This window comes from Mycobacteriales bacterium (genome assembly GCA_035504215.1).
Lineage (GTDB): Bacteria > Actinomycetota > Actinomycetes > JAFAQI01 > JAFAQI01 > DATAUK01.
In genome coordinates this window covers 1-25,624 of record DATJSI010000056.1, presented here as the reverse complement: position 1 = coordinate 25,624, position 25,624 = coordinate 1, and the positions used below count along the sequence as shown (strand labels likewise).

26 protein-coding genes are annotated in these 25,624 nt (G+C 69.7%); 19 read left to right on the top strand and 7 right to left on the bottom strand.

The window, feature by feature from the left end; translation table 11 throughout:
• Positions 1-3 precede the first annotated feature (3 nt).
• Together VME70_07200 and ilvA are read left to right on the top strand one after the other, a co-directional pair.
• Positions 4-969 (top strand): ROK family protein, encoded by a 966-nt coding sequence (locus VME70_07200; protein HTW19981.1) that lies wholly within the window; start codon positions 4-6, stop codon positions 967-969.
• A gap of 16 nt (positions 970-985) precedes the next feature.
• Entirely contained in the window at positions 986-2,224 is a 1,239-nt protein-coding gene (ilvA, locus tag VME70_07195) for a threonine ammonia-lyase (GenBank protein HTW19980.1), read from the top strand.
• A 216-nt stretch (positions 2,225-2,440) separates the two neighbouring features.
• Here the strand turns inward: ilvA and greA are convergent, their stop codons facing one another.
• Positions 2,441-2,932 carry a transcription elongation factor GreA gene (greA, locus tag VME70_07190; protein ID HTW19979.1) on the bottom strand — a complete coding sequence of 164 codons (492 nt, stop codon included), beginning with the start codon at positions 2,930-2,932 and terminating at the stop codon, positions 2,441-2,443.
• Positions 2,933-2,972: 40 nt separating this feature from the next.
• On the opposite strand from greA, the gene mca reads away from it, so the two are divergent.
• From mca to VME70_07140, 10 genes are all read left to right on the top strand, one after another.
• On the top strand, positions 2,973-3,854 hold the full coding sequence (mca, locus tag VME70_07185) for a mycothiol conjugate amidase Mca (protein HTW19978.1): 882 nt from the start codon (positions 2,973-2,975) through the stop codon (positions 3,852-3,854).
• Positions 3,854-4,030 (top strand): hypothetical protein, encoded by a 177-nt coding sequence (locus VME70_07180; GenBank protein HTW19977.1) that lies wholly within the window; start codon positions 3,854-3,856, stop codon positions 4,028-4,030. The genes mca and VME70_07180 overlap by 1 nt, the downstream gene beginning before the upstream one ends.
• Complete coding sequence (locus tag VME70_07175) at positions 4,027-4,464, top strand: MarR family transcriptional regulator (GenBank protein ID HTW19976.1); 438 nt, start codon at positions 4,027-4,029, stop codon at positions 4,462-4,464. Before VME70_07180 ends, VME70_07175 begins: the two co-directional genes overlap by 4 nt.
• A 204-nt stretch (positions 4,465-4,668) precedes the next feature.
• A complete protein-coding gene (locus tag VME70_07170; protein HTW19975.1) occupies positions 4,669-6,708 on the top strand; it encodes a glycosyltransferase family 39 protein in 2,040 nt (679 codons plus the stop codon).
• Positions 6,709-6,774: 66 nt separating this feature from the next.
• Positions 6,775-7,044: a YciI family protein gene (locus VME70_07165; GenBank protein HTW19974.1), complete on the top strand. Its 270-nt coding sequence runs from the start codon at positions 6,775-6,777 to the stop codon at positions 7,042-7,044.
• Between the two features lie 116 nt (positions 7,045-7,160).
• Positions 7,161-8,333, top strand: coding sequence for an ATP-binding protein (locus VME70_07160; protein ID HTW19973.1), 1,173 nt, complete (start codon positions 7,161-7,163; stop codon positions 8,331-8,333).
• 157 nt (positions 8,334-8,490) lie between these two features.
• Complete coding sequence (locus tag VME70_07155; GenBank protein HTW19972.1) at positions 8,491-10,467, top strand: thioredoxin domain-containing protein; 1,977 nt, start codon at positions 8,491-8,493, stop codon at positions 10,465-10,467.
• A gap of 32 nt (positions 10,468-10,499) precedes the next feature.
• Positions 10,500-12,074, top strand: coding sequence for a circularly permuted type 2 ATP-grasp protein (locus VME70_07150; GenBank protein ID HTW19971.1), 1,575 nt, complete (start codon positions 10,500-10,502; stop codon positions 12,072-12,074).
• Positions 12,074-13,015, top strand: a complete 942-nt coding sequence (locus VME70_07145) for an alpha-E domain-containing protein (protein HTW19970.1) — start codon at positions 12,074-12,076, stop codon at positions 13,013-13,015. The genes VME70_07150 and VME70_07145 overlap by 1 nt, the downstream gene beginning before the upstream one ends.
• Entirely contained in the window at positions 13,012-13,857 is an 846-nt protein-coding gene (locus VME70_07140; GenBank protein HTW19969.1) for a transglutaminase family protein, read from the top strand. The genes VME70_07145 and VME70_07140 overlap by 4 nt, the downstream gene beginning before the upstream one ends.
• Here VME70_07140 and VME70_07135 read toward each other — a convergent pair.
• On the bottom strand, positions 13,835-15,376 hold the full coding sequence (locus VME70_07135; GenBank protein HTW19968.1) for an MFS transporter: 1,542 nt from the start codon (positions 15,374-15,376) through the stop codon (positions 13,835-13,837). The genes VME70_07140 and VME70_07135 overlap by 23 nt on opposite strands.
• Positions 15,377-15,619: 243 nt before the next feature.
• Here VME70_07135 and VME70_07130 point away from each other — a divergent pair, with 243 nt between their 5' ends.
• From VME70_07130 to VME70_07100, 7 genes are all read left to right on the top strand, one after another.
• Positions 15,620-16,186 (top strand): helix-turn-helix domain-containing protein, encoded by a 567-nt coding sequence (locus tag VME70_07130; protein HTW19967.1) that lies wholly within the window; start codon positions 15,620-15,622, stop codon positions 16,184-16,186.
• A 116-nt stretch (positions 16,187-16,302) separates the two neighbouring features.
• On the top strand, positions 16,303-16,821 hold the full coding sequence (locus VME70_07125; GenBank protein ID HTW19966.1) for a hypothetical protein: 519 nt from the start codon (positions 16,303-16,305) through the stop codon (positions 16,819-16,821).
• A gap of 120 nt (positions 16,822-16,941) precedes the next feature.
• Positions 16,942-18,762 carry a phosphoenolpyruvate carboxykinase (GTP) gene (locus VME70_07120; GenBank protein ID HTW19965.1) on the top strand — a complete coding sequence of 607 codons (1,821 nt, stop codon included), beginning with the start codon at positions 16,942-16,944 and terminating at the stop codon, positions 18,760-18,762.
• A 53-nt stretch (positions 18,763-18,815) separates the two neighbouring features.
• A complete protein-coding gene (locus VME70_07115) occupies positions 18,816-19,583 on the top strand; it encodes an isoprenyl transferase (protein HTW19964.1) in 768 nt (255 codons plus the stop codon).
• An 86-nt stretch (positions 19,584-19,669) separates the two neighbouring features.
• Positions 19,670-20,206 carry a RodZ domain-containing protein gene (locus tag VME70_07110; protein ID HTW19963.1) on the top strand — a complete coding sequence of 179 codons (537 nt, stop codon included), beginning with the start codon at positions 19,670-19,672 and terminating at the stop codon, positions 20,204-20,206.
• A gap of 149 nt (positions 20,207-20,355) precedes the next feature.
• Positions 20,356-21,684, top strand: a complete 1,329-nt coding sequence (locus VME70_07105; GenBank protein ID HTW19962.1) for a PhoH family protein — start codon at positions 20,356-20,358, stop codon at positions 21,682-21,684.
• Between the two features lie 35 nt (positions 21,685-21,719).
• The gene (locus VME70_07100) at positions 21,720-22,391 is read left to right on the top strand and encodes a class I SAM-dependent methyltransferase (GenBank protein HTW19961.1); all 672 of its coding nucleotides are present in this window, start codon (positions 21,720-21,722) and stop codon (positions 22,389-22,391) included.
• A gap of 7 nt (positions 22,392-22,398) precedes the next feature.
• Here VME70_07100 and VME70_07095 read toward each other — a convergent pair whose 3' ends face one another.
• From VME70_07095 to VME70_07075, 5 genes are all read right to left on the bottom strand, one after another.
• A complete protein-coding gene (locus VME70_07095) occupies positions 22,399-22,812 on the bottom strand; it encodes a VOC family protein (protein HTW19960.1) in 414 nt (137 codons plus the stop codon).
• 64 nt (positions 22,813-22,876) lie between these two features.
• On the bottom strand, positions 22,877-23,350 hold the full coding sequence (locus VME70_07090; protein ID HTW19959.1) for an SRPBCC domain-containing protein: 474 nt from the start codon (positions 23,348-23,350) through the stop codon (positions 22,877-22,879).
• A 23-nt stretch (positions 23,351-23,373) separates the two neighbouring features.
• Positions 23,374-23,715, bottom strand: a complete 342-nt coding sequence (locus VME70_07085) for a metalloregulator ArsR/SmtB family transcription factor (protein HTW19958.1) — start codon at positions 23,713-23,715, stop codon at positions 23,374-23,376.
• A 63-nt stretch (positions 23,716-23,778) separates the two neighbouring features.
• Positions 23,779-25,194 (bottom strand): class II fumarate hydratase, encoded by a 1,416-nt coding sequence (locus tag VME70_07080; protein ID HTW19957.1) that lies wholly within the window; start codon positions 25,192-25,194, stop codon positions 23,779-23,781.
• 29 nt (positions 25,195-25,223) lie between these two features.
• Positions 25,224-25,624: fructose-bisphosphatase class II (locus VME70_07075; protein ID HTW19956.1), on the bottom strand; the 401-nt coding region annotated here is incomplete at its 5' end.

The following is a 25,624-nucleotide window of genomic DNA, read 5'->3' as shown; positions in this document are numbered from 1 at the left end:
TTGATGACTCCGGTCGGCGCCGTCGTGCCGGACGACGGAATCCTCGCGATCGACGTCGGCGGCACCAAGCTCGCGGCGGCGTGGGTCGATCGCGACGGCGAGGTTCACGATCGCCGGCAGGTGCCCACCGAGCCGAGTGGTCCGGGCGCCGGCGAGGAGCTATGGACGACCCTCGTCGGTCTGCTCGATGCAGTCTGCGCCGGCCGGTCGCCGGCTGCCGTCGGCGTCGGCTGTGGGGGCCCGATGCAGTGGCCGGCGGGGTTGGTGTCGCCGCTCAACCTGCCGGCTTGGCGATCGTTCCCGTTGCGGTCCCGGCTGTCGGAGCGGTACCCGGGTCGCGTGGTCCGGCTGGTCAACGACGCGATCGCAATGGCGGTCGGCGAGCACTGGCGTGGTGCCGGGCGCGATGCGCACGGTCTGCTCGGCATCGTCGTCTCGACCGGCGTGGGCGGGGGACTTGTACTCGACGGCCGGATCGTCGCCGGCCCGACCGGCAACGCCGGCCACATCGGGCATGTCGTCGTCGATCCCTCGGGGCCGGCGTGCGCGTGTGGCGGCCTCGGTTGCCTGGAGGCGATCGCGCGCGGACCCGCAGTGGTGCAGTGGGCGCTCGACCAGGGCTGGAAGCCGACCGGCGTCGCCGACGGCTCGGCGTTGCTCGACGCGGCGCGGGCGGGTGCGGAGGTTGCGGTCGCTGCGTTTGCGCGCGCCGGCGAGGCGCTCGGCGTAGCGATCGCGTCGGCCGCCCATCTCCTCGAGCTCGATGTCGTCGCGGTGGGTGGCGGGCTCACCGCGGCCGGTGACCTGCTGCTCGGGCCCGCCCGGAGCGCATTCGCGCGGCACGCACGGATGGATTTCGTCCGCGACTGCCGGATCGTCCCGGCGGCGCTCGGCAATGACGCGGGCCTGGTCGGGGCGGCGGCGTTGGTGGCGGCCGGGGACCGCTACTGGCCCGCGGGTGCAGACTGATCGCGTGACCGAGTCAATGGCCGCCTCAGTCCCTGCTGCCGAAACACCCGCCGCGGTCGGCCTCGCCGACATCGAAGCGGCACGCGACCTGCTCGGCGATGTCGTCCGTCGTACTCCGCTGGAGAACTCGCGGCCGCTGGCCAAGCTGGTCGGGGGTCCCGTACATCTCAAATGCGAGAACCTCCAGCGCACTGGATCGTTCAAGCCGCGCGGTGCGTATGTGCGGATCTCGCGGCTCAGCCCAGAGGAACGGGCGCGCGGCGTTGTCGCGGCGAGTGCGGGCAACCACGCGCAGGGGGTCGCGCTGGCGGCGTCGTTGCTCGGCACGCAGGCCACCGTGTTCATGCCCGAGGGCGCGCCGATCCCGAAGGTCACTGCGACGAAGTCGTACGGCGCCGACGTGCGGTTTGTCGGGACCACACTCGACCAGGGTCTCGTGGCCGCGAAGGAGTTCGCCGCGTCGACGGGCGCGGTTCTCATCCACCCGTTCGACCACCCGGACATCGTCGCGGGGCAGGGGACGGTCGGGCTCGAGATCGTCGAGCAATGTCCCGAGGTGAAGACGATCGTCGTCAGCGTCGGCGGTGGCGGGTTGATCTCCGGCGTAGCGATCGCGGCCAAGGCGTTGTTGCCGGGCGTCCGGGTGGTCGGCGTCAACGCGAAGGGCGCGGCCAGCTTCCCGGAGTCGCTGCGCCAAGGTCGCCCGGTACCGCTCGCGTCGATGGCGACGATGGCTGATGGCATCGCGGTCGGCTGCCCCGGCGAGCTGACCTTCGACCTCGTCCGCCGCTATGTCGACGACGTACTCACCGTGCCCGAGGACGCGTTGGCCCGCGCCCTGCTGCTGATCCTCGAGCGGGCGAAGCTGGTCGTCGAGCCGGCCGGCGCGGCTGCCGTTGCGGCGGTGATGGAAGCCCCCGAGATGTTCGAACCGCCCGTGGTGGCGCTGCTGTCGGGAGGCAACGTCGACCCGGTGCTGCTCGCCCGCGTGGTGCGGCACGGCATGATCGCCGCGGGTCGCTATCTCGCCTTCCACGCGCTGATCCCGGACCGTCCCGGCGAGCTTGCCAAGCTGCTGGTCGAGCTCGGCGGCATGGGTGCGAGCGTCCTGGACGTCGAGCATCTTCGGACCGGCCCCAAGCTGCACATCGACGAGGTCGAGGTCTCGGTCCAGCTGGAGACCCGCGGCGAGGAACACTGCGAGGCGATCCTCAGCCGGATCCGCGAGTGCGGCTACCCGCTCTGGGTGGACTGACCGGACGCTGCGCGCGGGGCCACGACGCGCATGGCCCATGGGTGCGGCGTCGCGCCACGCGGATGGCCCATGGGTGTCGCCCAGGCGACCGTCATGGCCCATGCGTGCTGCCCGGCAGCGCACCTATGGGCCATGCGCTCCGTGCCGGACGTCCATGCGCTCGGTGCCGGACGTCCATGCGCTCGGTGCCGGCCGGCCATGCGCTCGGTGCCGACGTCAGCCGGTGTGGGCCTTGACCTCGATGACCTCGACGGCGATCTCGCTGCCGTTGGGAGCGGCGTAGCTGACCGCCTCGCCCGGCTTCGCGCCGGTGAGCGCCTGGCCGAGCGGTGACTGTGCGGAGTAGACGGTCAGGTCGGTGACGGCCGCCTCTTCGCGCGAGCCGATCAAGAAGGTCTCCTCGTCGCCGTCGCTGAACCGAACGGTGACGACCATGCCCGGCCCGGCGACGCCTGCGTCGGCCGACGGCGGCGTACCGACCTTTGCATTGCGAAGCAGCTGGTTGAGCTGGCGGATCCGCGCTTCCATCTTGCCCTGCTCGTCCTTGGCCGCGTGGTAGCCGCCGTTCTCCTTGAGGTCGCCCTCGGCGCGGGCGGCGGCGATGCGCGCTGTGATCTCCGTGCGCGCGGGGCCGGAGAGGTGCTCCAGTTCGGCAGCGAGGCGGTCGTAGGCGTCCTGCGTCAGCCAGGTCTGGGTCGCGTCGCTCATCCGATCGAGGCTACCCGCGTAGCCGTGACACCATTGGAGCGTGAGTGACGAACCGCTTCGACTGCTTGCCGTGCACGCGCATCCCGATGACGAGGCGAGCAAGGGCGCCGCGACGGTCGCCCGCTACGTGCGCGAGGGCGTCGAGGTTCTGATCGCCACGTGCACCGGCGGCGAGCGTGGATCGATCCTCAATCCGGCGATGGACACACCGGAGGTCAACGCCAACCTGAGCGGGATCCGCCATCACGAGATGCAGCGCGCGATCGAGATCCTCGGCGCGCACCACACCTGGCTCGGCTTCGTCGACTCCGGGCTTCCCGAGGGCGACCCGCTGCCGCCGTTGCCCGAGGGCTGCTTCGCCTTGGAGACGCTGCACGACGCCGCGGAACCGCTCGTCCGGGTCGTGCGCACGTTCCGGCCGCACGTCATAACGACGTACGACGAGAACGGCGGCTACCCGCACCCGGATCACATCATGTGCCATAAGGTCAGCGTGGAAGCGTTCGAGGCGGCTGGTGATCCCGATCGCTATCCCGGCACCGGCGAGCCCTGGCAGCCGCTGAAGCTCTACTACCACATGACGTTCCACCGCAACCGCTTCCTTGCCCTGCACGAGGCGATGGTCGAGGCCGGACTCGAGTCGCCGTACGCCGATCGGCTCGAGGAGTGGACCGAGCGGCCCGATCTCGGGTATCGCGTCACGACGCGGGTGAACTGCGCGGACTACTTCGAGATCCGGGACAAGGCGCTCATCGCGCATGCGACCCAAGTCGATCCGACATCGTTCTGGTTTGCCTGCCCGCTGGAGATTCAACGCAAGGCGTGGCCGACCGAGGACTATGAGTTGGCGCGATCGCTGGTGGACACGGTCAAGCCGGAGGACGATCTGTTCGCGGGGATCAAGGACGAGGTCAGACAGTGATGCTTGCGGTTCGCCTGTCGGCTCATGGCGACAGCGCCTTCGGCGCGGGCTTCATCGCGTTCATCGTCGTCGTGGCGCTCTGCATCGCCTGCTTCTTCCTCTTCCGCTCGATGTCTCGACACCTCGGCAAGGTTCCGCCGAGCTTCGACCCACCGAAGGAGACCGACGAGAAGTGACCGTGACAACGGAGTCGATCTCCTACGCCGAAACCGCCGCCCGGCTCCGGGTCGCAATCGCGCGGCTGGCCCGCCAGCTCCGGCAGAACAGTCCCGGTGGGCTGTCGCTCTCCCAGTGGTCGGCGCTGGCCACTGTCGAGGACGGCAGCTCGATGCGGATCGGCGATCTCGCGGACCGCGAGGGCGTGAGCGCACCGACCGCGACGCGGTTGGTCGCCAGCCTCGAGGAGGCCGGCCTGCTGTCGCGGACCGCGGATCCGTCCGACCGCCGTACGGCGTACGTTGCGCTGACCGACGCCGGCCACGCGAAGCTTGAATGGGCGAGGGACACTCGAAACGCTTCGCTTGCGGAGCGCCTCTCTCAGCTGTCAGAACCGCAAGTGCGCCGGCTCGCCGAGCTGATCCCGCTGCTGGAGTCGTTGCTCGGCGACTAGCGTCACGCGCCCGGCCGGCAGCGTCGACAACTCTGCGCGAGCGGTCAGCACCGTCCCAGTGATCTCCCAGCGAGCCCCGCGACCGTGGCTGCCATGAGCGCATTGACGATCGATGAGCTGGCACCCGTCCAATCCGGTGACATAGCGGGCCGGCAACCCTGGTGGCGCCGCGCCGTTCGTGGTCGCACGGACGATCCTGCGTGGGTGCGACCAAGCCTGCTCGCGCTGCTCGTAACGACTGCGGTGCTCTATGTGTGGGGCCTCGGCGCGTCCGGCTGGGCGAACAGCTTCTACTCCGCCGCCGTGCAGGCGGGCGCGACGAGCTGGAAGGCGTTCTTCTTCGGCTCGTTCGACTCGTCGAGCTTCATCACCGTCGACAAACCACCGGCTGCGTTGTGGGTGATGGAGCTGTCCGCGCGAATGTTCGGCGTCAACGCCTGGAGCATCCTTGTGCCGCAGGCCGTTGAAGGAGTCGCGGCGGTCGGCTTGCTCTACGCGACGGTACGGCGGCACTTCTCCGCGACGGCCGGGTTGCTCGCCGGCGTGGTGCTGGCGACGACGCCGGTCGCGACGCTGATGTTCCGCTTCAACAACCCGGACGCGCTGCTCGTGCTGCTGCTGGTCGCTGCGGCCTATGCGGTCACTCGTGCACTCGAGTCGGCGAGCACGCGCTGGCTCGTGCTGGCCGGCGTCTTCATCGGTTTCGGCTTCATCACCAAGATGCTCCAGGCGTTCCTGATCCTGCCCGGCTTCGCGTTGGTGTACCTCGCGTACGCGCGCACGTCGCTGCGGCGACGGGTGCTTCAGCTGCTCGCCGCGGGCGTTGCCGTCGTGGTCGCGGCCGGATGGTGGGTCGCGGCGGTGATGCTGACGCCGGCGGCGGACCGGCCGTATGTCGGCGGATCCACCAACGACTCGGTACTGCAGCTGGCGTTCGGCTACAACGGACTCGGCCGCTTGACCGGCAACGAGACCGGCAGCGTCGGCGGCGGTGGTGGTGGCACCGGCGGCGGGATGTGGGGAGCGACCGGCATCACCAGGCTGTTCGGGGCTGACATGGGTGGTCAGGTGTCGTGGCTGATCCCGGCCGCGTTGCTGCTCGCTGCCGGCGCATGGTGGGCGGTCCGCCGTACCGAGCGCAGCTCGCAACGGCGCGCGCAGATCCTGCTGTGGCTGAGCTGGCTGCTCGTGACCGGTCTGGTCTTCTCGTTCAGCAAGGGGATCATCCACCCCTACTACACGGTTGCGCTGGCACCTGCGATCGGTGCGCTGGTCGGCATCGGCGCGACCGCACTGTGGCGTTCTCGCGAAAGCGTGTGGTGTCGAGGTCTGCTCGCGGCGACAGTCGCGGTCACCGCGATCTGGTCGCATCAGCTGCTTGCCCGCAGCCCGTCGTGGCATCCGTGGCTACGCGGCTTCGTACTGGTGGCCGGGATCCTTGCCGCCGCGGCGTTGCTTCTGCCTCCGATCGTCGTGCGGCGAGCTTCGGTCGGGCGGGCCATTGCGGGCGCTGCTCTGGTCGTCGCGCTCGCCGGGCCGGTCGCGTACTCCCTCGACACCGCCGCGACTCCGCACGACGGCGCGATCCCGTCAGCCGGGCCGACCGTGACGACGGCCGCGTTCGGCGGCCCGGGCGGCGGCGCCGGCCGAGGACCGGGTGGCTCGCAGGCCAGAAGCTCGCAGGGACCGGGCCTCGCGGCGCCGGGCTTCGCCGGCCGGGGCACCGGGGGGTTCGGTGCGCAGGGCAGTCCGCCCGGCTTCACGACCGGTGGCCAGGGCTCGAGCGGCAACGGCTTCGGTCGCGGCGGCTTCGGCGCTTCGCCGACTCAGGGCGGTGGCGGCCTGCTGAACGCCGGCTCGGTCAGTCGTGCCTTGACCAGTGCGCTCAAGGCGAACGCCTCGTCGTACCGCTGGGTTGCCGCCACCGTCGGTGCAGAGAACGCGTCGGGCTACCAGCTGGCGGCCGACGAGCCGGTCATGGCGATCGGTGGTTTCAACGGCACCGATCCCTCGCCCACGCTGGCGCAGTTCGAGGCCTACGTCCGGGCCGGTGACATCCACTACTTCATCGCCAGCGAATCGGGCGGGTTCGGTGCCGCGCAGGGCGGCAGCGGCGACGCCACCGAGATCACCCGATGGGTCGAGTCGCACTTCACCTCGACCACGATCGGCGGTACGACGGTCTACGACCTGACCTCATCGACCTCGACCTCGGCGGCGCCGACGGAGTCCGCGTCGACGTGACCGCTGCCGGCGGTGAAGGCGGCTGCGGTTGCTGCGGACGGAACGAGCCGACCTATCGTCAGCCGCATGATCTGTATCCAGTTGTCCTTCAATGAGTCTCAGGCCCGTCTGGACGCCCGTCCGGCTCACCGAGACCGGCTCGCCGCGCTCCACGCCGAAGGGCGGCTGCTGGCGGCCGGCCCGTGGTCGGACGACTCCGGCGCGCTGATCGTTCTCACCACCGGGGAAGCCGAAGCCCGCGAGATCATGGCCGCGGACCCCTTCTACTCCACGCCGGGCGTCACGGTTGCCGCGGTTCGCGAGTGGAACCCGGTCGTCGGACCGGCGCCCGTCTGAGCCCGACGGCGACCGCCGCACGCCGGTCGCCTGGCCTCGTCGTACCGCGGGTCTACGGATTTCTACGTTGCAATAGTAAAACGCTAGATCAGCCTAGACATTGCTAGAATCCTGACATGGACCCGGTGCGGAACCCGTATGCGCCGGGCGCCGGCCGGATCCCGGCCGCCTTGGTCGGCCGCGACGCCGAGCTGCTCGAGTGGCGGGTAGCGGTCCAGCGCCTTCAGATCGGGCGCTCGGCCCGGCCCTGCGTCCTCTACGGCCTTCGCGGGGTGGGCAAGACCGTTCTGCTCAGCGTGTTCCATCGAGAGGCATCCGCCAGCGGGTGGATCACCGCGCAGGTCGAGGCAGGGGCGGGCAAGCCGCTGCGTGCCGCCCTTGCCGATGCGCTGCACGCGCCGCTGTCCGATCTGGCCCGGCCCAGTGCCGGCAAGCGGCTGCTGCAGGGCCTGAAGACTGCGCTGAGCTTCCGTGCCTCCGTCGATGCCACCGGGACGTGGAGTTTCGGCCTGGACCTGACGGAGAGCGCGGGCGGCGGTGCGGACACCGGATCGTTCGAGACCGACCTGACCAAGCTCGTGCGCGACCTTTCCGCCGCTGCGGCCGAGGAGGGCGTCGGCCTTGCGGTCCTCATCGACGAGGCTCAGGACCTGACCGCCGACGAGCTCACCGCGATCTGCGCGACGGCCCACCTCGCGAGCCAGAACTCATGGCCGTGCCTGTTCGCTCTCGCCGGACTGCCCAACCTGCCGCGCGTCCTCGCCGAGGCGAAGTCCTACGCCGAACGGCTGTTCCGCTTCATGCGGATCGAAGAGCTGGCACCGGAACTCGCTCGTGAAGCGCTGGTCGAACCATCGGTCGCCGAGGGTGTCAGCTGGGATCAGGACGCTGTCGACCTCATCCTGCGCGCGGCGGCGGGCTATCCGTACTTCCTGCAGCAGTACGGCCAGGAGACGTGGGCGGAAGCGGCCGAGCCGCACGTCACGCTGGCCGACGCGCGCGTCGGCGCAGCCCGCGGCCGCGCGGCGCTCGACGACGGCTTCTTCCGCGCGCGCTGGGACCGCGCGACGCGCGCCGAGCAGCAGTACATGCGCGCCCTCGCCGTCGATGGTGACCTTGCGGCGAGCTCGAGCGAAGTGGCTCGCCGCCTCGGCCGGGCACCGACCAGCTTCGGCCCGGCGCGAGCGAGCCTGATCTCGAAAGGCCTCATCTACGCGCCGGAGCACGGCGTGATCGCCTTCACCGTTCCGGGCATGGCCGAGTTCATCCAGCGCCAAGCCGAACCGTAACGCGCGCACACCGGCCGGCCGCCCGTTTCAGCACCCAACCGGGCTGCGGTGCGAGCCCGTTGAGCGTGAGATCGGCTCACACGACGAGTCAACCGACCTGGTTGTGTGCAGAAGCGTGCAGAGATATGCGCCTCGGACCAGCCTCTAGAGTCGACTCATGGCTAACCGCCTTGCCTCTGCGACGAGTCCGTATCTGTTGCAGCACAAGGACAATCCGGTCGACTGGTGGCCGTGGTCCGACGACGCGTTCGCCGCTGCGGTACGTCGTGAACTGCCGATCCTGCTGAGCGTCGGCTACGCCGCGTGCCATTGGTGTCACGTGATGGCACACGAGTCGTTCGAGGACGAGGCAACTGCGGCGTACCTGAACGAGCACTTCGTGTGCATCAAGGTCGACCGTGAAGAGCGGCCGGACGTCGACGCCGTCTACATGGAGGCGACGCAGGCGATGACCGGCAGCGGGGGCTGGCCGATGACGTGCATCCTCACGCCCACCGGCGAGCCGTTCTTCTGCGGAACCTACTTCCCGCCGCGCGACCGGCCCGGGATGCCGTCGTTCCGGCACGTGCTCGAGGCGATCGTCGAAGCCTGGTCCACCAGGCGCGAGGAGATCGTCCAGGCCGGCACGCGCGTGGTCGACCAGCTGGCCGAGCGAGCGACCCCGCCGCTGCGTTCCGGTGAGATCACCGCCGAGGTGCTCGACGCCGCCGCGCTCGTGCTCTCGCAGGAGCACAACGACTCCACTGGCGGCTTCGGCGGCGCACCGCAGTTCCCGCCTTCGATGACGTTGGAGTTCCTGCTTCGCCATGCCGCCCGCACTGGATCCGCGCGCAGCGAGCAGATCGTTGCGATCACCTGTGAGCGGATGGCGCGAGGTGGCATGTACGACCAGCTCGCCGGCGGGTTCGCCCGCTACTCGGTCGATGCCGAGTGGGTCGTCCCGCATTTTGAAAAGATGCTGTACGACAACGCGTTGCTTGCCCGCGTCTATGCACACTGGTGGCGATTGAGCGGTTCGCCGCTCGGTCGCCGGATCGCCCTCGAGACCTGCGACTGGATGATCGCGGACCTGCTGACCGGCGACGGCGGTTTCGCTTCGTCACTCGACGCCGACAGCGATGGCGAAGAAGGCCGTTACTACGTATGGACGCCCGACGAGGTCGGCTTACGTGCGGCGGAGATCTTCGGCGTCACGGTCGATGGCACCTTCGAGCACGGCCGATCGGTTCCTCAGCTTCGCGCCGACCCGCAGGATCACGACGAGTACGCCGCCGAGCGAGCCCGGCTGCTGGCGCTCCGGATCACTCGCGTGCCGCCCGGCCGTGACGACAAGGTCGTCACCGCCTGGAACGGTCTGGCCATCGCGGCGCTCGCCGAGACCGGAGCTCTTTTCGGGCGCGCCGACCTGGTAGAGACCGCGCGAAGCTGTGCACAGATGCTGGTCGAGCGTCATCTCGTCGAGGGGCGGCTGCGGCGCGTGTCGCGGGACGGTTCGGTCGGTGACCCGGTGGGTGTGCTCGAGGACTACGGCGACCTCGCCGAGGGGTTGCTCACGCTCCATCAGGTGTCCGGGGAGCGTCAGTGGCTGGACATCGCACTGCAGCTGCTCGGCGTCGCGACCGCACACTTCGCGGACGAGGACGGCCGGTTCTTCGACACGGCGGACGACGCGCAGCGGCTGGTACGCCGGCCCCAGGATCCGACCGACGGCGCGACGCCGTCCGGCTTCTCGGCCGTGGTCGGCGCGATGCTGACCGCATCCGCGCTGACCGGCGACGCCGACCTTCGGGAACGTGCGGGCGTCGCACTCGGCCACGCCGCCGCGCTCATCCGGCGCTTCCCCCGCTTCGCGGGGTGGTCGGCGGCAGTGAGCGAGGCCCTGCTGGCCGGTCCGCTGGAGATCGCCGTCGTGGCGGCACCGGAGCTTGCCGCGCTGGCGCGCTGCGCCACCTCGCCCGGCGCGGTCGTGGTCACCGATGGGCAGTCTCCGCTGCTGGTCGACCGCCCGCCGGGGGCGGCGTACGTCTGCCGAGGCTTCGTGTGCGACGCACCGACAACCGATCCGGCCACCCTTGCGACCCGGGTCGGAGCGCGGCGAGCCGCAGAGACTACCAACGGCAGCGCCGGGCTCTAACCTTCCTGCATGGCCGACGGCTTGGCGCTCGCATGAGTGACCTGCTGGCGGCCTACCTCGACAAGCAGCGCGCCACCGGCGCCTACGACGAGGTGTTCGCCGCCGACGGTTCGCTGCGGCCGGCGTACCGCTCGGTGATGACCGCGCTCGAGTCGCTCTCGCTCACCGATCTGGCTGCGCGCCGCGGTGCGCTTTCGACCGCCTTCACCGACGCGGGCGTCACGTTCTCGCTGTCGGGCGAGGAGCGGCCGTTCCCCGTCGACGTCGTTCCGCGCCTGATCACGACCGAGGAGTGGGACCTGATCGAGCGGGGTGTCGCCCAACGCGTGCGAGCCCTGGAGGCGTTTCTCGCGGACGTCTACGGCGAAGGGCGCGGGTTCGGCGACGGCGTGCTCCCACGGCGGCTGATCACGACCTCACAGCACTTCCACCGCGCGGCCTACGGCGTGGAGCCGGCGAACGGCGTACGTGTGCACGTCGGCGGGATCGACCTGGTGCGTGACGCGGCCGGAGAGCTACGCGTGCTCGAGGACAACCTGCGGACGCCGTCCGGCGTGAGCTACGTGCTCGAGAACCGGCGCACGATGGCGCGGGTGCTGCCGGATCTGTTCGGCGGCGAGCGCGTGCGTCGCGTGTCCAGCTACCCGTCTCGACTGCTTGCTGCTCTCCGCGCGGCGGCGCCGGACGGCGTCACCGACCCGATGGTCGTCGTCCTCACTCCCGGCGCCTACAACTCGGCGTACTTCGAGCACTCACTACTCGCCAGGCAGATGGGCGTGGAGCTGGTCGAGGGTCGCGACCTCGTCACGCGCAATGGCGTGGTCTACCTGCGTACGACGGAAGGCGAGCAGCGCGTCGACGTGGTCTATCGAAGGATCGACGACGACTACCTCGATCCCGTGCACTTCCGCCCCGACTCGGTGATCGGCATCCCCGGCATTCTCGGCGCCGCTCGCGCGGGCACCGTGACGATTGCCAACGCCGTCGGCAACGGCGTCGCCGACGACAAGCTCACCTACACCTACGTGCCGGCGATGGTGGAGTACTACCTCGGCGAGACTCCGTTGCTGCGCAATGTCGACACCTACCGGCTCGAGGAGCCGGACGCCCGGGCGCACGTTCTCGACCATCTCGACGAGCTGGTGCTCAAGCCGGTGGACGGCTCCGGTGGCTATGGCCTGGTGATCGGACCGAGCGCGACCGAGCGACAGCTGGCGAAGCTGCGCCGCGACGTGCTCGCCGAGCCGCGCCGCTGGATCGCCCAGCCGGTCGTGCCGTTGTCGACCGCGCCGACGCTCGTCGACGGCGAGCTCGTCCCCCGTCATCTCGACCTCCGCCCGTTCGCCGTGAACGACGGGCATCGGGTGTGGGTGCTGCCGGGCGGGTTGACCCGGGTCGCACTGGTCGACGGCAGCCTGGTGGTCAACTCCAGCCAGGGCGGCGGATCCAAGGACACCTGGGTGCTCAGCTCGGCGGCCGACGTGGTCGAACGGCGGGCGGAGCTCGGCCGGCCGGCCTCGGGCGGCCCGCTGCACGTCGGGGTTCCGGCGGTCGCGCCGCACGTCGGCCAGGCCCAGCAGCAGCAGCAACAGCTGGACGCGGACTGATGCTCAGCCGGGTCGCCGAGTCGCTGTTCTGGATCGGACGACTGGTCGAGCGCGCGGAGGACGTTGCGCGCATGCTCGAGGTCTCCGTCGGCCTGTTGCTCGAGGAGTCCTCGGCCAGTGATGTCGAGGCGTGTCGCACCTTGCTGTCCGTCATCGGGATCACCGACGACCTCGACACCGAGTCCTTCACGACCGAGGTGGTTCTGGACCGGCTTGCCTACGACCCGGCCAGCCCGGTCTGGAGCTCGCTGGAAGGCGCCCGGGAGAACGCCCGAACCGTGCGAGAGGTCATCTCCTCCGAGATGTGGCTCTGCCTCAACACGACCCACAACGAGCTGCCGGCACAGCGCGCGCGGGCCCGGCGCGGCAGCCCGACGACGTACTTCAACTTCGTCAAGGAGCGAGCCGCGCTGGTCTCAGGTCTGGTCGACGGCACGATGAGCCACGACGACGGCTGGCGCTTTCTCGTCCTCGGCCGGAGCATCGAACGTGCCGACATGACGGTGCGAGCGCTGTCGCTGTACCAGGTCGTCGACGACAGCTCCAGCTCGGGCAGCGCGCTGCTGCGCAGCTGCGGCGCCTACGAGTCGTTCCTGCGGACCTATCGGGGAAACATCGACGCGCCGCACGCGACCGAGTTCCTGTTGCTGGACCGGCTCTTCCCGCGTTCGGTCTACGCCGCGGTCTCGACGGCCGAGCGCCGCTTGCTCGAGCTGATCCCGGCGTCGGGTTCGAGGCTGGGCGTCGCGGACGCCGGGCTGCTCGCCCTCGGGCGGACCCGTACCGATCTGGAGTTCACCCGCGCCGCGGACATCGCGACCGGTCTTGCCGACCGGCTGGACGAGATCCAGCGCGCCTGCGTGACCGTGACCGGCGCGGTGCACGAGCGGTTCTTCCGTGGATCCGCGACCGTTGAGTGGGTAGCCGGGGCGTCGTCGTGACCTGGCAGCTCGAGGCCGTGCACCGCACCGTCTACCGGTACGAGACGCCGGTGCAGTCGTCGTACAACGAGGCGCGGATGACCCCGACCACCGACCTGCACCAGTCGACGGTCAACGCACGCTTCGCGACGCTGCCCGTGGTGCCGGCCCGCCGGTACTGGGACTACTGGGGAACTCAGGTCATCGCCTTCGACATCACCGACCCGCACGACCGGCTCGAGCTGACCAGTACGGCGGTCGTGGAGACCGAAGCCGCGCACGAGCCGGTGCGGCAGGCGGGATGGGACGACCTCGCCCGCCCGGAGATCGGCGATCGGTTCGCCGAGCTGCTCGCACCGACGCCATACACCGCGGAGGACGACGAGCTCGACGCCCGCGCCGCCGAGCTGGTGGCGTGGCATGCCGACCCGGTCGACGCCGTTCTCGCCGCGGCTGCGTGGGTGCACGACTCGCTGAGCTACCAGTCCGGTGTCACCGGCGTGCACACCTCTGCCGCCGAGGCCTGGCAGGCCCGGCTCGGTGTCTGCCAGGACTTCGCGCACGTGGCGCTGGTCGTCCTGCGCGCTATGGGCGTGCCGGCACGTTACGTGTCCGGCTACCTGCACTCGCAGAAGAGCGCCGCGATCGGCGAGCGCGTGCGCGGTGAGAGCCATGCCTGGATCGAGGCCTGGACGGGTGAGTGGTGGGGCTTCGACCCGACCAACGACCAGCAGATCGGCGAGCGCCACATCGGAGTGGCCCGCGGGCGCGACTATGCCGACGTCGCGCCGCTTCGCGGCGTGCACTCCGGAGGTGGCGCCGCCTCGCTCGACGTCGAGGTCAGCCTGACGCGGTTGCGCTGATCGAGCCCGCCACCTCGAGCTCGTCCTCGAGCTCCTCTTCGAGGGTCGGCTCGGACGTGGGTCGTTGCGGCCGGATCGCGAAGGCGACCATGAGCAGGGTCGCGAACACGAGCGCGGTCGAGAACTCGAAGACCCGGTCCGCACCGGCGACGAACGCGTGGTTCGCCTGCGCGGCTGCGGACAGCCCCGCGGCCGCATGTGCCCGGGCGTGCCGGCTGGCCTCGCCGAAAACAGTGACGAGTACGGCGAGCCCCAGCGATCCGCCTACCTGCTGCACGACGTTGACGACGCCGGACGCAGCGCCCGCGTCCTGCGGCGCGACACCGGCGAGCGACGCGGTAGTGAGCGGAACGAAGGCGAGCCCGTTGCCGAGCCCGAAGATCACCAACGGGCCCAACAGCGAGGGGTACGTGCTCGACGCCGAGAGCCGGGTCAGCCACAGCAACCCGAGGGTTGAGAAGGCGATGCCGACGATCATCAGCGCACGCGGGCCGAACCGCTCGATCAGCACGCGCGAGCTTGCTTGCGACGCGGCGAACAGCACGACCGTGATCGGCAGGAACGCGACGCCGGTGCGGATCGGGCTGTAGCCGAGCACGTTCTGCAGGAACTGGGTGAGGAAGAAGAACATCCCCATCATCCCGGCGACCAGCAACAGCCGCGCCACGTAGGAGCCGGCCCGGTTGCGATCGGCGAAGAGCCGAAGCGGGGTGATCGGCGACTCGGCGCGTCGTTCCGTCAGTACGAACCAGCTCAGCAGGACGACGCCGATGGCGAACGCGGCGAGCGTCTCGCTGTCCCCCCAGCCCTCGGTGGCCGCGCGCACGAAGCCGTAGACCAGCGAAGCCATACCGATCGTGGACGTGAGCGCACCGATCAGGTCGAAGGTGCCTTCGTGGCGCGGCGTCTCGTGCACGACGATCCGCGCGAGTGCGACCACCGCGATCCCGATCGGCACGTTGACGAACAGCACCCAGCGCCACGAGACCCACTGGGTCAACATGCCGCCGGCGAGTAGGCCGACCGCGCTGCCGCCGACGGAGACGGCCGTGTAGAGCCCGATCGCGCGAGTGCGCTCGCGACCCTCGGTGAACATCGTCATCAGCAGGGCGAGCGCCGACGGCGACGCCAGCGCACCGCCGACGCCTTGCGCGGCACGTGCGGCGAGCAGCTCGGCCGGGTTCTGCGCGAAACCTCCCAGCAACGAGGCGACGGTGAACACCGCGATGCCGCAGATGAAGGTGCGGCGGCGGCCGAGGATGTCACCCGCGCGGGCGCCCAGCAGCAACAGACCGCCGAAGGTCAGGGTGTAGGCGTTGACGACCCAGGACAGGTTCGCGGTCGAGAATCCCAAGGCGGTCCGGATGTGCGGCAGCGCAATGTTCACGATCGTCGCGTCGAGGACGACCATGAGCTGGCAGGTGAGGATCACGCCGAGCACGAGAGTCGGGTGCGGGCGGGCCAGTCGGGCCCGCAACCCGGCCGGCGCCGGCGAGGTGGCGCGAGGGTCGGTGCTCACGAGAACTCCAGAGGCAGTACTGCTGATCCGGCGCGCGTGCGCCGCGGGGCGTTTCGATGCAGCGCTTGCGCGCCGCGGGTACGATCGAGAATGAAACGGATGGTTCCTCCGTTACTGTAGCGGAGGCTCCCTCCGGTTGGCAACCGGTTTTCGTGGCCGTCACCATCGCCATCCAACGCGCTGCCAGTGACATCACGGTGAACCCCGGATCGCGGTTCGGTGAGCCGCGGGTGAGGAGACGTCATGGTCACGACCCGGCCGATGCGCGTCGACGCCCGCCGCAACCACGACCGGCTGGTCGCAGAGGCCGCGGCGGTCTTCTTCGAGCGGGGGATCGACGTACCGCTCGAGGAGATCGCGCGTCGCGCCGACGTGGGCATCGGCACCCTCTACCGCCACTTTCCCACTCGCGACGCGCTGATCGAAGCGGTTTATCGGCGCGAGGTCGAGCAGCTGTGCGAGGCGGCCGACCAGCTGCTGGTCGAGTGCCCGCCGGGGCAGGCACTCGAGGAGTGGCTGCAGCGATTCGTTGCGTACGTCGCTACCAAGCGCGGCATGGCGATGGCGTTGAAGTCCGTCGTCGGCGCCGACTCGGAGCTGTTCGTCGAGACCCACCAGCGGATCCATGCAGCGGTCAACGGCCTGGTCGACGCGGGCGTCCGCGCGCACGCGATTCGCGCCGACGTCGACCCGATGGACCTGTTGCGCGCGGTCAGCGGGATCTGTCTCGCCACCGACCGTGCAGATTGGCGCGAGCACGCGGCCCGCTTGGTCGCGCTGCTGATGGACGGCATGCGCTACGGCGTCTGAGCTGCTCGCCCTTCCCTGAGCGCACCCTGTTCGCCCTTGGCGAACAGCCGGTGTCGCACACTCGTTTCCATGGTCTGATTACGTGTAATCAAGTAATCAGACAAGGCAGGTGCGAGATGAGCGAGCAGATCAAGGGCTGGCTGGCCGGACGGCTGCCGGCCGAGTGGTTCGTCGGGCCGGCGCAGGTGACGGTCGACCGCGACGAGATCCTCGTCGTCGGCGAGCTCGACGCGAGCGAGCTGAACCCGGCAGGCGACGATGCCGAGGCCCGGACCGAGGCGCTCGCCGGGCGGATTGCGCGCTTCCGTGAGCAGACCCGCGAGCAGCGGATCCAGATCGCACGTGAAGCCGAGCATCGCTTCGGCCGCAAGTTGGCTTGGGGCGCTCGATGCGGCGAGACCGAGCAGGCCTTCACGCGGCTCGCGGTGCCCGTGATGACCCGGCTACGGCAGCCGGAACGGATCGTCCTCGACACGTTGGTGGACGCGGGGGTCGCCCGGTCGCGGTCGCATGCGCTCGCGTGGTGCGTGCGGCTGGTCGGTCAGCACTCGGGCGACTGGCTCGCCGAGTTGCGCGCTGCGCTCGCCGACGTCGAGCGGTTGCGTGACGCCGGTCCGGAGGCCGCGGCTGGGTAATCCGCGGATGACCGGCCGCGTGGCGGGAATTACCGGACAAGCGTTATGCTTGGTGTCCTTTCCGGGTGTGCATTAACGGGTATGACGATGCCCGCCACGTGAGCGTCCAAGGAGTGTTCAATGACTGCCGTCTCGATCCCGGGCCTGGAAACCATGCCGACCAAGCACGCCCGGTTGGTCGCCTGGGTCCGTGAGATCGCCGAGCTCACCACACCCGATCGGGTCGAGTGGTGCGACGGCTCGGAAGAGGAGTGGGACCGCATCACCCGTCAGCTCGTGGACGCCGGCACCCTCATCCGGCTCAACCCGGACAAGCGCCCGAACTCCTTCTACGCGAAGTCCGACCCCGCCGACGTCGCCAGGGTCGAGAGCCGCACCTTCATCTGTAGCGCGAAGGAAGAGGATGCCGGCCCGACGAACAACTGGGTCGACCCGGCCGAGATGCGGGAGACGCTGAACAGCCGGTTCACCGGCTGCATGCGTGGCCGCACGATGTACGTCGTCCCGTTCTGCATGGGGCCGCTCGGCTCGCCGATCTCCGCGCTCGGCGTCGAGATCACCGACTCGCCGTACGTCGTGATCTCGATGAAGATCATGACCCGCATGGGCAAGGCAGCCCTCGACGCGATGGGCACCGACGGCTTCTTCGTGCCGGCCGTGCACTCGGTCGGCGCCCCGCTCGAGGAGGGCCAGGCCGACGTGGCGTGGCCGTGCAACTCCGAGAAGTACATCGTGCACTTCCCCGAGAGCCGTGAGATTTGGTCTTACGGCTCCGGGTACGGCGGCAACGCGCTGCTCGGGAAGAAGTGCTACGCGTTGCGCATCGCGAGCGTCATGGCGCGTGACGAGGGCTGGCTCGCCGAGCACATGCTCATCCTCAAGCTCACCTCGCCGGAAGGCGACGTCCGCTACGTTGCCGCCGCGTTCCCGAGCGCGTGCGGCAAGACCAACCTCGCGATGCTGCAGCCGACGCTGCCCGGTTGGAAGGCAGAGACGGTCGGTGACGACATCTGCTGGATGCGGTTCGGATCCGATGGCCGCTTGCACGCGATCAACCCGGAGGCCGGCTTTTTCGGTGTCGCGCCCGGCACCGGTGAGACGACCAACGCGAACGCGATCGCAACCCTGTACGCCAACTGCATCTTCACCAACGTCGCGTTGACCGACGACGGCGACGTGTGGTGGGAGGGGTTGACCGACACCCCGCCGGCGCACTTGACCGACTGGAAGGGTCGCGACTGGACACCCGGCTCGGACGAGCCGGCAGCGCATCCGAACGCCCGCTTCACCGCGCCCGCGTCGCAGTGCCCGACCATGGCGCCCGAGTGGGAGGACCCCGCCGGCGTACCGATCGACGCGATCCTGTTCGGCGGCCGGCGTGCGTCCAGCGTTCCGCTGGTGACCGAGTCCTTCGACTGGGCGCACGGCGTCTTCCTCGCATCGAACGTCGCGTCCGAAGGCACCGCGGCGGCGGAGAACAAGGTCGGCGAGCTGCGTCGCGACCCGTTCGCCATGCTGCCGTTCTGCGGCTACAACATGGGCGACTACTTCGGTCACTGGCTGCGGCTGGGCGAGGGCGCGGAGACCGACAAGCTGCCGCGGATCTACTTCGTCAACTGGTTCCGCAAGAACGACAAGGGCGAGTACGTCTGGCCCGGTTTCGGCGAGAACAGCCGCGTGCTCAAGTGGATCAGTGAGCGGATCGGGGGTACGGCGGACGCGGTCGAGACGGCGATCGGCCGGGTTCCGACGCGGGACTCGCTCGACCTGTCCGGGCTCGACCTGCCCGAGGAGTCGGTCGAGCTGTTGCTGTCGGTCGACGACGAGACGTGGCGCGAGGAAGCCGCGCTGATCCATCCGCACTACGAGCGGTTCGGTGACCACCTGCCGGCCGAGCTCTGGGCCCAGCTCGACACGCTCGAGCGCCGGCTCGGTAAGTAGGGACCTCCGCTCAGAACTCCTGGCGTTACCGTGACCTCGAGGAGGCGGCCAGGATGGGCGTGCGGGCGCTGATCTATCGCGTCTACGAGCGACGACTCGAGCGCTCGTTGGTGGCTGCACCAAAGCCGCGCCACGTCGGCGTCATCGTCGACGGCAACCGTCGATGGGCCCGCGCCGCGGGTGCGCGCCACGTCAGCCAGGGCCACCAGGCCGGCGCGGACCACATCCTCGACCTGCTCGACTGGTGCACCGAGGCCGGTGTCGAGGTCGTCACGTTGTGGTTGCTTTCCAGCGACAACCTCGGTCGGCCCGAGAACGAGCTGCTGCCGCTGCTCGACATCATCGACGCGACCGTGACCGACCTGGCCGCCCCCGAGCGACCCTGGCGGGTGCATCCGGTGGGCGCCCTCGACCTGCTCCGAGACTCGACGGTGCGCGTGCTGAAGGAGGCCGACGAGACGACCCGCCGCAAGTCCGGGCTCGTGGTCAACGTCGCGATCGGCTACGGCGGTCGGCGGGAGATCGCTGACGCTGTGCGCAGCCTGCTGCAGGAGCACGCGTCGCGGGGCGCGTCGCTGGAAGAGGTGGCGAGCCTGCTCGACGTCGAGCTCATCGCGGACCACCTCTACACCCGCGGCCAGCCCGACCCCGACCTCGTGATCCGTACGTCGGGCGAGCAACGGCTCGGCGGCTTCCTGCTCTGGCAGAGCGCGCACTCGGAGTTCTACTTCTGTGACGCGCTCTGGCCGGACTTCCGGCGGATCGACTTCCTGCGTGCGCTGCGCTCCTACGCGCAGCGCGAGCGCCGGCACGGGGCGTAAACCGACCCCGCGATCCGGAGGGCTCGCCGCCGGACGGCAATGAGCGAATCCCGGGGATTTGTCCGGTCTCGGGGGATGATGAAACCGTGGCCGGCCGGCATCGCAAGCAGCATGCGGTGCGCCCGCATGCCCAGCACGGCCGCCATCGCAAGCCGCCGTCGCGGCCGCGCGCGGTGCTGCCGACCGTCGCGATCGTGGCCGTGCTCGCGGTCGGCGGCCTGGTCTTCGGGCGTGAGATCGGGCGAGCCATCGCGCAGGGTCAGCCACCGCGCGAGGCGGTCGTGACGCCGCGCCAGCCGCTCGTGGTTCCCTCCGTCGCAGCCTCGCCGGACCCGCCCGCACCGCCGGTGGCGACCAAGGCCCGCCATCGCCACCATCACCATCGCGTGCCTCCGCCGGCGCTTCGGCTCCGCGACGTGCACGGTTCGTGCTACGTCGAGGTGAGCCGGCACGGTCACGTGTTGACCAGACGAATCCTGCATCGCGGCCAGCGTGTGGTCGTGCGGCGCGGCGGTCTCGACGTCGTGCTCGGCAACGCCGGTGCGGTCCGGATCTCGACCCACGGCCACGCTTCGCGCCGGCCCGGGCCGACCGGGCAGGTCCGCACGCTGCACGTGCGCTGAGACGGCGAGCCGGCCACGACTGCTGTCCGCCGATCCTTCATTCGGCCGTTGCGTGTCGTACGCCGGAGCGGGGTCGTCGCCGACGTACCGTCGGCCGAGACGGCCGGCGTACGTGCCGGTCTCGCTTCGGAGGCCACGTGACCCCAGCCGTGACGAGCGCCGCATCCCTTCCCACCAAGCGGCGCAAGCCGCGTCGGCGCGTCTACGTCCTCGACACCAGCGTCCTGCTCGCCGATCCGTCTGCGCTGAACCGCTTCGCCGAGCACGAGGTCGTGCTTCCGGTGGTGGTCATCGCGGAGCTCGAGGCGAAGCGCTACCACCCTGAGCTCGGCTGGTTCGCGCGGCAGGCGCTGCACCTGCTGGACGACCTTCGGGTCAAGCACGGCCGGCTCGACGCTCCGGTGCCGATGAACGATGAGGGCGGCACGCTGCGGGTCGAGCTCAACCACAGCGATCCGTCGATCCTTCCGGCCGGCTACCGCCAGGTGGACAACGACGCCCGCATCCTCACCGTCGCGGCAAACCTCGCGGCCGACGGCACCGACGTCGTACTGATCAGCAAGGACACCCCGCTGCGGATCAAGGCGGCGAGCGTTGGCCTGGTCGCGGACGAGTATCTCGCCGGCCAGGTGGAGACCGGCTGGACCGGGATGAGCGAGCTCGACGTGTCCGGCGATGACGTCGACGCGTTGTACGCCGGCGACCCCCTCGACCACGAAGCGGCGCGTGAGCTGCCCTGCCACACCGGTGTCGTGTTGCTCTCCGAGCGCGGCCATGCGCTCGCCCGCGTCACCGCCGACAAGACGCTGCGCCTCGTGCGGGGGGATCGCGAGGTCTTCGGGATCCACGGCCGCAGTGCGGAGCAACGCATCGCGCTCGACCTCTTGCTCGACCCGGAAGTCGGCATCGTGTCGCTCGGCGGCCGAGCGGGCACCGGCAAGTCCGCGCTCGCGCTCTGCGCCGGGCTCGAGGCGGTGCTGGAACGCCGGCAGCACAAGAAGGTGCTCGTCTTCCGCCCGCTGTATCCCGTCGGCGGCCAGGAGCTCGGTTACCTGCCGGGCAGCGAGGCCGACAAGATGACGCCCTGGGCACAGGCCGTCTTCGACACCCTCGGTGCGGTGGTCCCTGACACGGTCATCGACGAGGTGATCGACCGCGAGCTGCTCGAGGTCATGCCCCTGACGCACATCCGCGGGCGCAGCCTGCACGACTCGTTCGTGATCGTCGACGAAGCCCAGTCGCTCGAACGCGGTGTGCTGCTCACCGTCCTGTCGCGGATCGGTCAGAACTCCCGCGTCGTGTTGACCCACGACGTGGCGCAGCGCGACAACCTCCGGGTGGGACGCCACGACGGTGTTGCCGCTGTGATCGAGGCGTTGAAGGGCCATCCGCTGTTCGCGCACGTGACACTGACCCGATCCGAGCGCTCGCCGATCGCGGCGCTCGTCACCGAGATGCTCGAGGACATCGGCAGCTAGCGTCGCCAGGATGCACGCCTTCGTCGAGCACGGCGATGGCCCCGGCGGTCGGTAGCGGACCGGGTGATCTCACCGCCGACGGCTGTTCGGTTGAGGTCTACGCGGCGCTGCCGGCCGGCGAGGAGCCGACTTTCATCGAGCAAGCGGTGCCGCCACCGGCGTCGTTGCTCGAGCTCGGGGCGGGCGCCGGTCGGGTGACTCGCTCCCTGCTCGAACGTGGCTACCAGGTCACCGCCGTCGACGACTCAGCGCAGATGCTGGCCCGGATCACGGGCGCGCACCAGGTCCTCGCGCGGATCGAAGCGCTCGACCTCGGTCGCCGGTACGACGGGGTGTTGCTCTGCTCGCATCTGGTCAACTCGCCGACCGCACAACGAGACGGGTTCCTCGCGACCTGCGCTCGCCACGTTGCGGCCGACGGATGCGTGGTGATCGAGCGGCACGAGCCGGCGTGGTTCGACACCGCGGCCGATTCCACCGTCGCGCTGGGTGGTGTCGAGGTCTCGCTCGGCGACATCTCCAGGCCAGGGCCAGGTCTGCTGTCTGCAACCGTGACCTATCGCATCGGCGGCCGGCACTGGACTCAGACCTTCACGACGGTGCGGGTCGACGACGACGAGCTCGCGGACTCGCTGCGCGGACACGGCCTCGTGATCGACCGCCGGCTCGATCCCGCGGGTCGGTGGATCCGCGCCGTCCGAGGATGACGGTGACTCAGGCCTGGTAGCTCTCCGGCCACTGCTGCAGCAACCACAGGTTGCCGTCCGGGTCGGTGAACGACGCGTAGAGCACGCCGCCGAGATCCTCGACGTCGCCGATTTCGACGCCACGGGACCGCATTGCCGAACGCGACGCCTCGATGTCCTGCACGACAAGGTGCAGGCCCTTCACCGAGCCAGGCGTCATGTCGGTGATCGGTCCCATGCCGGTGCCGAAGACGATGGCGCAGCCGGAACCCGGCGGCGTCAGCTGCACGACTCGCATGTCGGGAGTGACCTGGGTGTCATGCAGGTTGCCGAACCCCGCCTGCAAGTAGAACGCCAGCGCGCGGTCGACGTCGGATACCGGGACGGGCACGAGCTCGAGCTTCATGTCCGGCACCGCACCCGCGGCCGCTGAATCCGTCATGCGCCGACCGTATCCTCACCGCCGCGATCACGCCCTTGGCGGTGAGGATGCGATCGGCGAGCGGCTAGCTGGACGCTGCTCCCTGCGGATCCTGCAGCGTGTTGAGGTATCGCTCGACGCTGTCGAAGCTGGCCTCGATCCCGTCGTACTTGGTCATGTGGTCGCGGCCGGCCTGGTCGCTGAACACCAGCCGCCAGGTCAGCGTCGTGACGCCATCCGTCTCGCGGAGATCCATGGTCTCGACTGCCTCTGCATCGGGCCACCCGTCGAACTTCCACGTCTCGACGGTGTGGGTCGGCGGCTCGATCTCGAGGTAGGTGCCGCGGAACGAACACTCAATGCCGTCGTCGGTCACCATCACGTAGTGGTAGTCGCCGCCGACCCGCAGGTCGATCGAGCAGACCGTGACCTCTTCGCCGAACGGCGCGAAGGTCTTCCGCACGTGCTCCGGTTTGGTGAACACGTCGAAGACGAGCTGGATCGGAGCGTCGAACTCGCGCGTGATGAGGATCTCGAGGTCGCTCGGGAACTCGATCACTGCGGATCCATGCCGGGCTGGCGTCACTGTGCTTCTCCTTGTTGTTGGAGCTCCTGGAGGTAGTCATCCACGCGGTCGAGCCGGGCGTTCAGCGCTCGTTCGTACTTGGCCAGCCAGTCGTGGAACGGTCGCAGGCGGGCCGGCTCCACGCGGTAGAGGCGGCGGCGCCCGTCGGTGCGGCAGCGGACCAGGCCGACCTCGCTCAGCACGCGGAGGTGCTTCGACACCTGAGGCTGGGACATCGAGAGGTCCTCGACGATCGTCCCGACGGCCTTCTCGCCGGCCACCAGCGAGTCGAGGATGTCGCGCCGGCGCGACTCGGCGATCGCGTTGAACACGTCCGAGGTGGTCGCCGACCGAGGCATAGGAGCGACCGTATTCCGATATAGGAATATGTCAACCCCCGCCGGCCGGGTACCGGACGCCGGTCAGCCGCCCGAGCGACCGTGGGGGTAGGCCATCGAAAGAACGTCCAGGGCCTTGTCGAGATCGGCCTCGGTCAGCTGGCCCTCGCCGTCGCCGACGAACCCGAGGTCGATGACGGCCTGCCGGATCGTCGCGCCTTCGGCCAGCGCGTGCTTCGCGGCCTTGGCAGCGTTCTCGTAGCCGATGTAGCGGTTGAGCGGCGTGACGATCGACGGCGAGGACTCGGCGTAGGTCCGGCAGCGCTCGACATCCGCCGTGATGCCGTCGATGCAACGATCGGCCAGCAGCCGCGAGCAGTTCGCCAGCAGCCGGATCGACTCCAGCAGGTTGCGGGCGATCACCGGCAGCATGACGTTCAGCTCGAGGTTGCCGGCTGCTCCGCCGAAGGCGACCGCAGCGTCGTTCCCGTACACCTGCGCCACGATCTGGCAGACCGCTTCGGGAATGACCGGGTTGACCTTGCCCGGCATGATCGACGAGCCGGGCTGCAGGTCCGGGAGGTGGATCTCGGCCAGCCCGGCCCGCGGACCGGAGGACATCCAGCGCAGGTCGTTCGCGAGCTTGTAAAGGCCGGCGGCGATCGTTCGCAGCTGGCCGCTGGCCTCGACCAGCGCGTCGCGTGCGCCTTGCGCTTCGAAATGGTTGCGTGCTTCGGTCAGCGGCAGGCCGAGCCGCTCGACGAGCACCCGGATCACGTGGGCGGCGAACTTGGCGGGGGTGTTGATCCCGGTGCCCACGGCGGTGCCGCCGAGTGGTAGCTCGCCGATTCGCGGCAGCGAGGCCTCGAGCCGTTCGACGCCGTACCCGATCGCCGCGGCGTAGCCGCTGAACTCCTGGCCGAGTGTCACCGGCGTCGCGTCCATAAGGTGCGTGCGGCCGCTCTTCACGACGTCGCCCCACTCGTCGGACTTGCGGGCGAGCGCGGCCTCGAGGTGGCGCAGTGCAGGGATCAGCTCGGCGGTGATCGACTGCACGGCCGCGATGTGAATGGCGGAGGGGAACACGTCGTTCGAAGACTGCGAGGCGTTGACGTGGTCGTTCGGATGCACGTCACGTCCGAGCCGCTTGGACGCGAGGCTGGCCACGACCTCGTTGGCGTTCATGTTCGACGACGTCCCCGATCCGGTCTGATACACGTCGATCGGGAACGCGTCGTCGTGCCGGCCCTCGGCAACCTCGTCGGCGGCCGCCGAGATCGCCGTCGCGATCTCCGGATCGAGTACGCCGAGCTCGCCGTTGACCACGGCGGCCGCGGACTTGATCGCGCCGAGGGCCGCGATCAGCGCGGGGTCGATCGTGACGCCGGAGAGCGGGAAGTTCTCGACCGCCCGCTGGGTCTGGGCCCGCCAGAGGGCATCCTTGGGGACCTTTACGTCGCCCATGGAGTCGTGCTCGATCCGGTACTCCGCTTCACTCATGCCTGCATTGTCCCGCAGGCAGCACCTGATCAGATGTGGTGGTCGAAGTCGACCGAGCTGTAAGCGCGCAGCTTGGTCAGCTTGTGCTCGCTGTGGATCGAGCGGATCGTGCCGCTCTTGGAACGCATGACGAGCGAGTGGGTGGACGCGCCGCCGGCGAAGTAGCGCACGCCCTCGAGCAGCTCGCCGTCGGTGACCCCGGTCGCGACGAAGAAGACGTTGTCGCCGCGGACGAGGTCGTCGGTGTCGAGCACGCGGTTGAGATCGTGCCCGGCATCGAGTGCCTTCTGTCGCTCCTCGTCGTTCTGGGGCCACAGCTTGCCGAGGATGACGCCGCCGAGGCACTTCAACGCGCTCGCCGCGATGATGCCTTCCGGTGTCCCGCCGATGCCGAGCAGCAGGTCGACGCCGGTACCTTCGCGCGCCGCCA

Coding starts and splice junctions, on each gene's coding strand:
- VME70_07155 (HTW19972.1), top strand. CDS start 8,491: ATGGCTAACCGCCTTGCCTCTGCGACGAGTCCGTATCTGTTGCAGCAC.
- VME70_07165 (HTW19974.1), top strand. CDS start 6,775: ATGATCTGTATCCAGTTGTCCTTCAATGAGTCTCAGGCCCGTCTGGAC.
- VME70_07080 (HTW19957.1), bottom strand. CDS start 25,194: ATGAGTGAAGCGGAGTACCGGATCGAGCACGACTCCATGGGCGACGTA.
- VME70_07145 (HTW19970.1), top strand. CDS start 12,074: ATGCTCAGCCGGGTCGCCGAGTCGCTGTTCTGGATCGGACGACTGGTC.
- VME70_07180 (HTW19977.1), top strand. CDS start 3,854: ATGCTTGCGGTTCGCCTGTCGGCTCATGGCGACAGCGCCTTCGGCGCG.
- VME70_07130 (HTW19967.1), top strand. CDS start 15,620: ATGGTCACGACCCGGCCGATGCGCGTCGACGCCCGCCGCAACCACGAC.
- ilvA (HTW19980.1), top strand. CDS start 986: ATGGCCGCCTCAGTCCCTGCTGCCGAAACACCCGCCGCGGTCGGCCTC.
- VME70_07095 (HTW19960.1), bottom strand. CDS start 22,812: ATGACGGATTCAGCGGCCGCGGGTGCGGTGCCGGACATGAAGCTCGAG.
- VME70_07085 (HTW19958.1), bottom strand. CDS start 23,715: ATGCCTCGGTCGGCGACCACCTCGGACGTGTTCAACGCGATCGCCGAG.
- VME70_07150 (HTW19971.1), top strand. CDS start 10,500: ATGAGTGACCTGCTGGCGGCCTACCTCGACAAGCAGCGCGCCACCGGC.
- VME70_07125 (HTW19966.1), top strand. CDS start 16,303: ATGAGCGAGCAGATCAAGGGCTGGCTGGCCGGACGGCTGCCGGCCGAG.
- VME70_07200 (HTW19981.1), top strand. CDS start 4: ATGACTCCGGTCGGCGCCGTCGTGCCGGACGACGGAATCCTCGCGATC.
- greA (HTW19979.1), bottom strand. CDS start 2,932: ATGAGCGACGCGACCCAGACCTGGCTGACGCAGGACGCCTACGACCGC.
- VME70_07100 (HTW19961.1), top strand. CDS start 21,720: ATGGCCCCGGCGGTCGGTAGCGGACCGGGTGATCTCACCGCCGACGGC.
- VME70_07115 (HTW19964.1), top strand. CDS start 18,816: ATGGGCGTGCGGGCGCTGATCTATCGCGTCTACGAGCGACGACTCGAG.
- VME70_07160 (HTW19973.1), top strand. CDS start 7,161: ATGGACCCGGTGCGGAACCCGTATGCGCCGGGCGCCGGCCGGATCCCG.
- VME70_07120 (HTW19965.1), top strand. CDS start 16,942: ATGACTGCCGTCTCGATCCCGGGCCTGGAAACCATGCCGACCAAGCAC.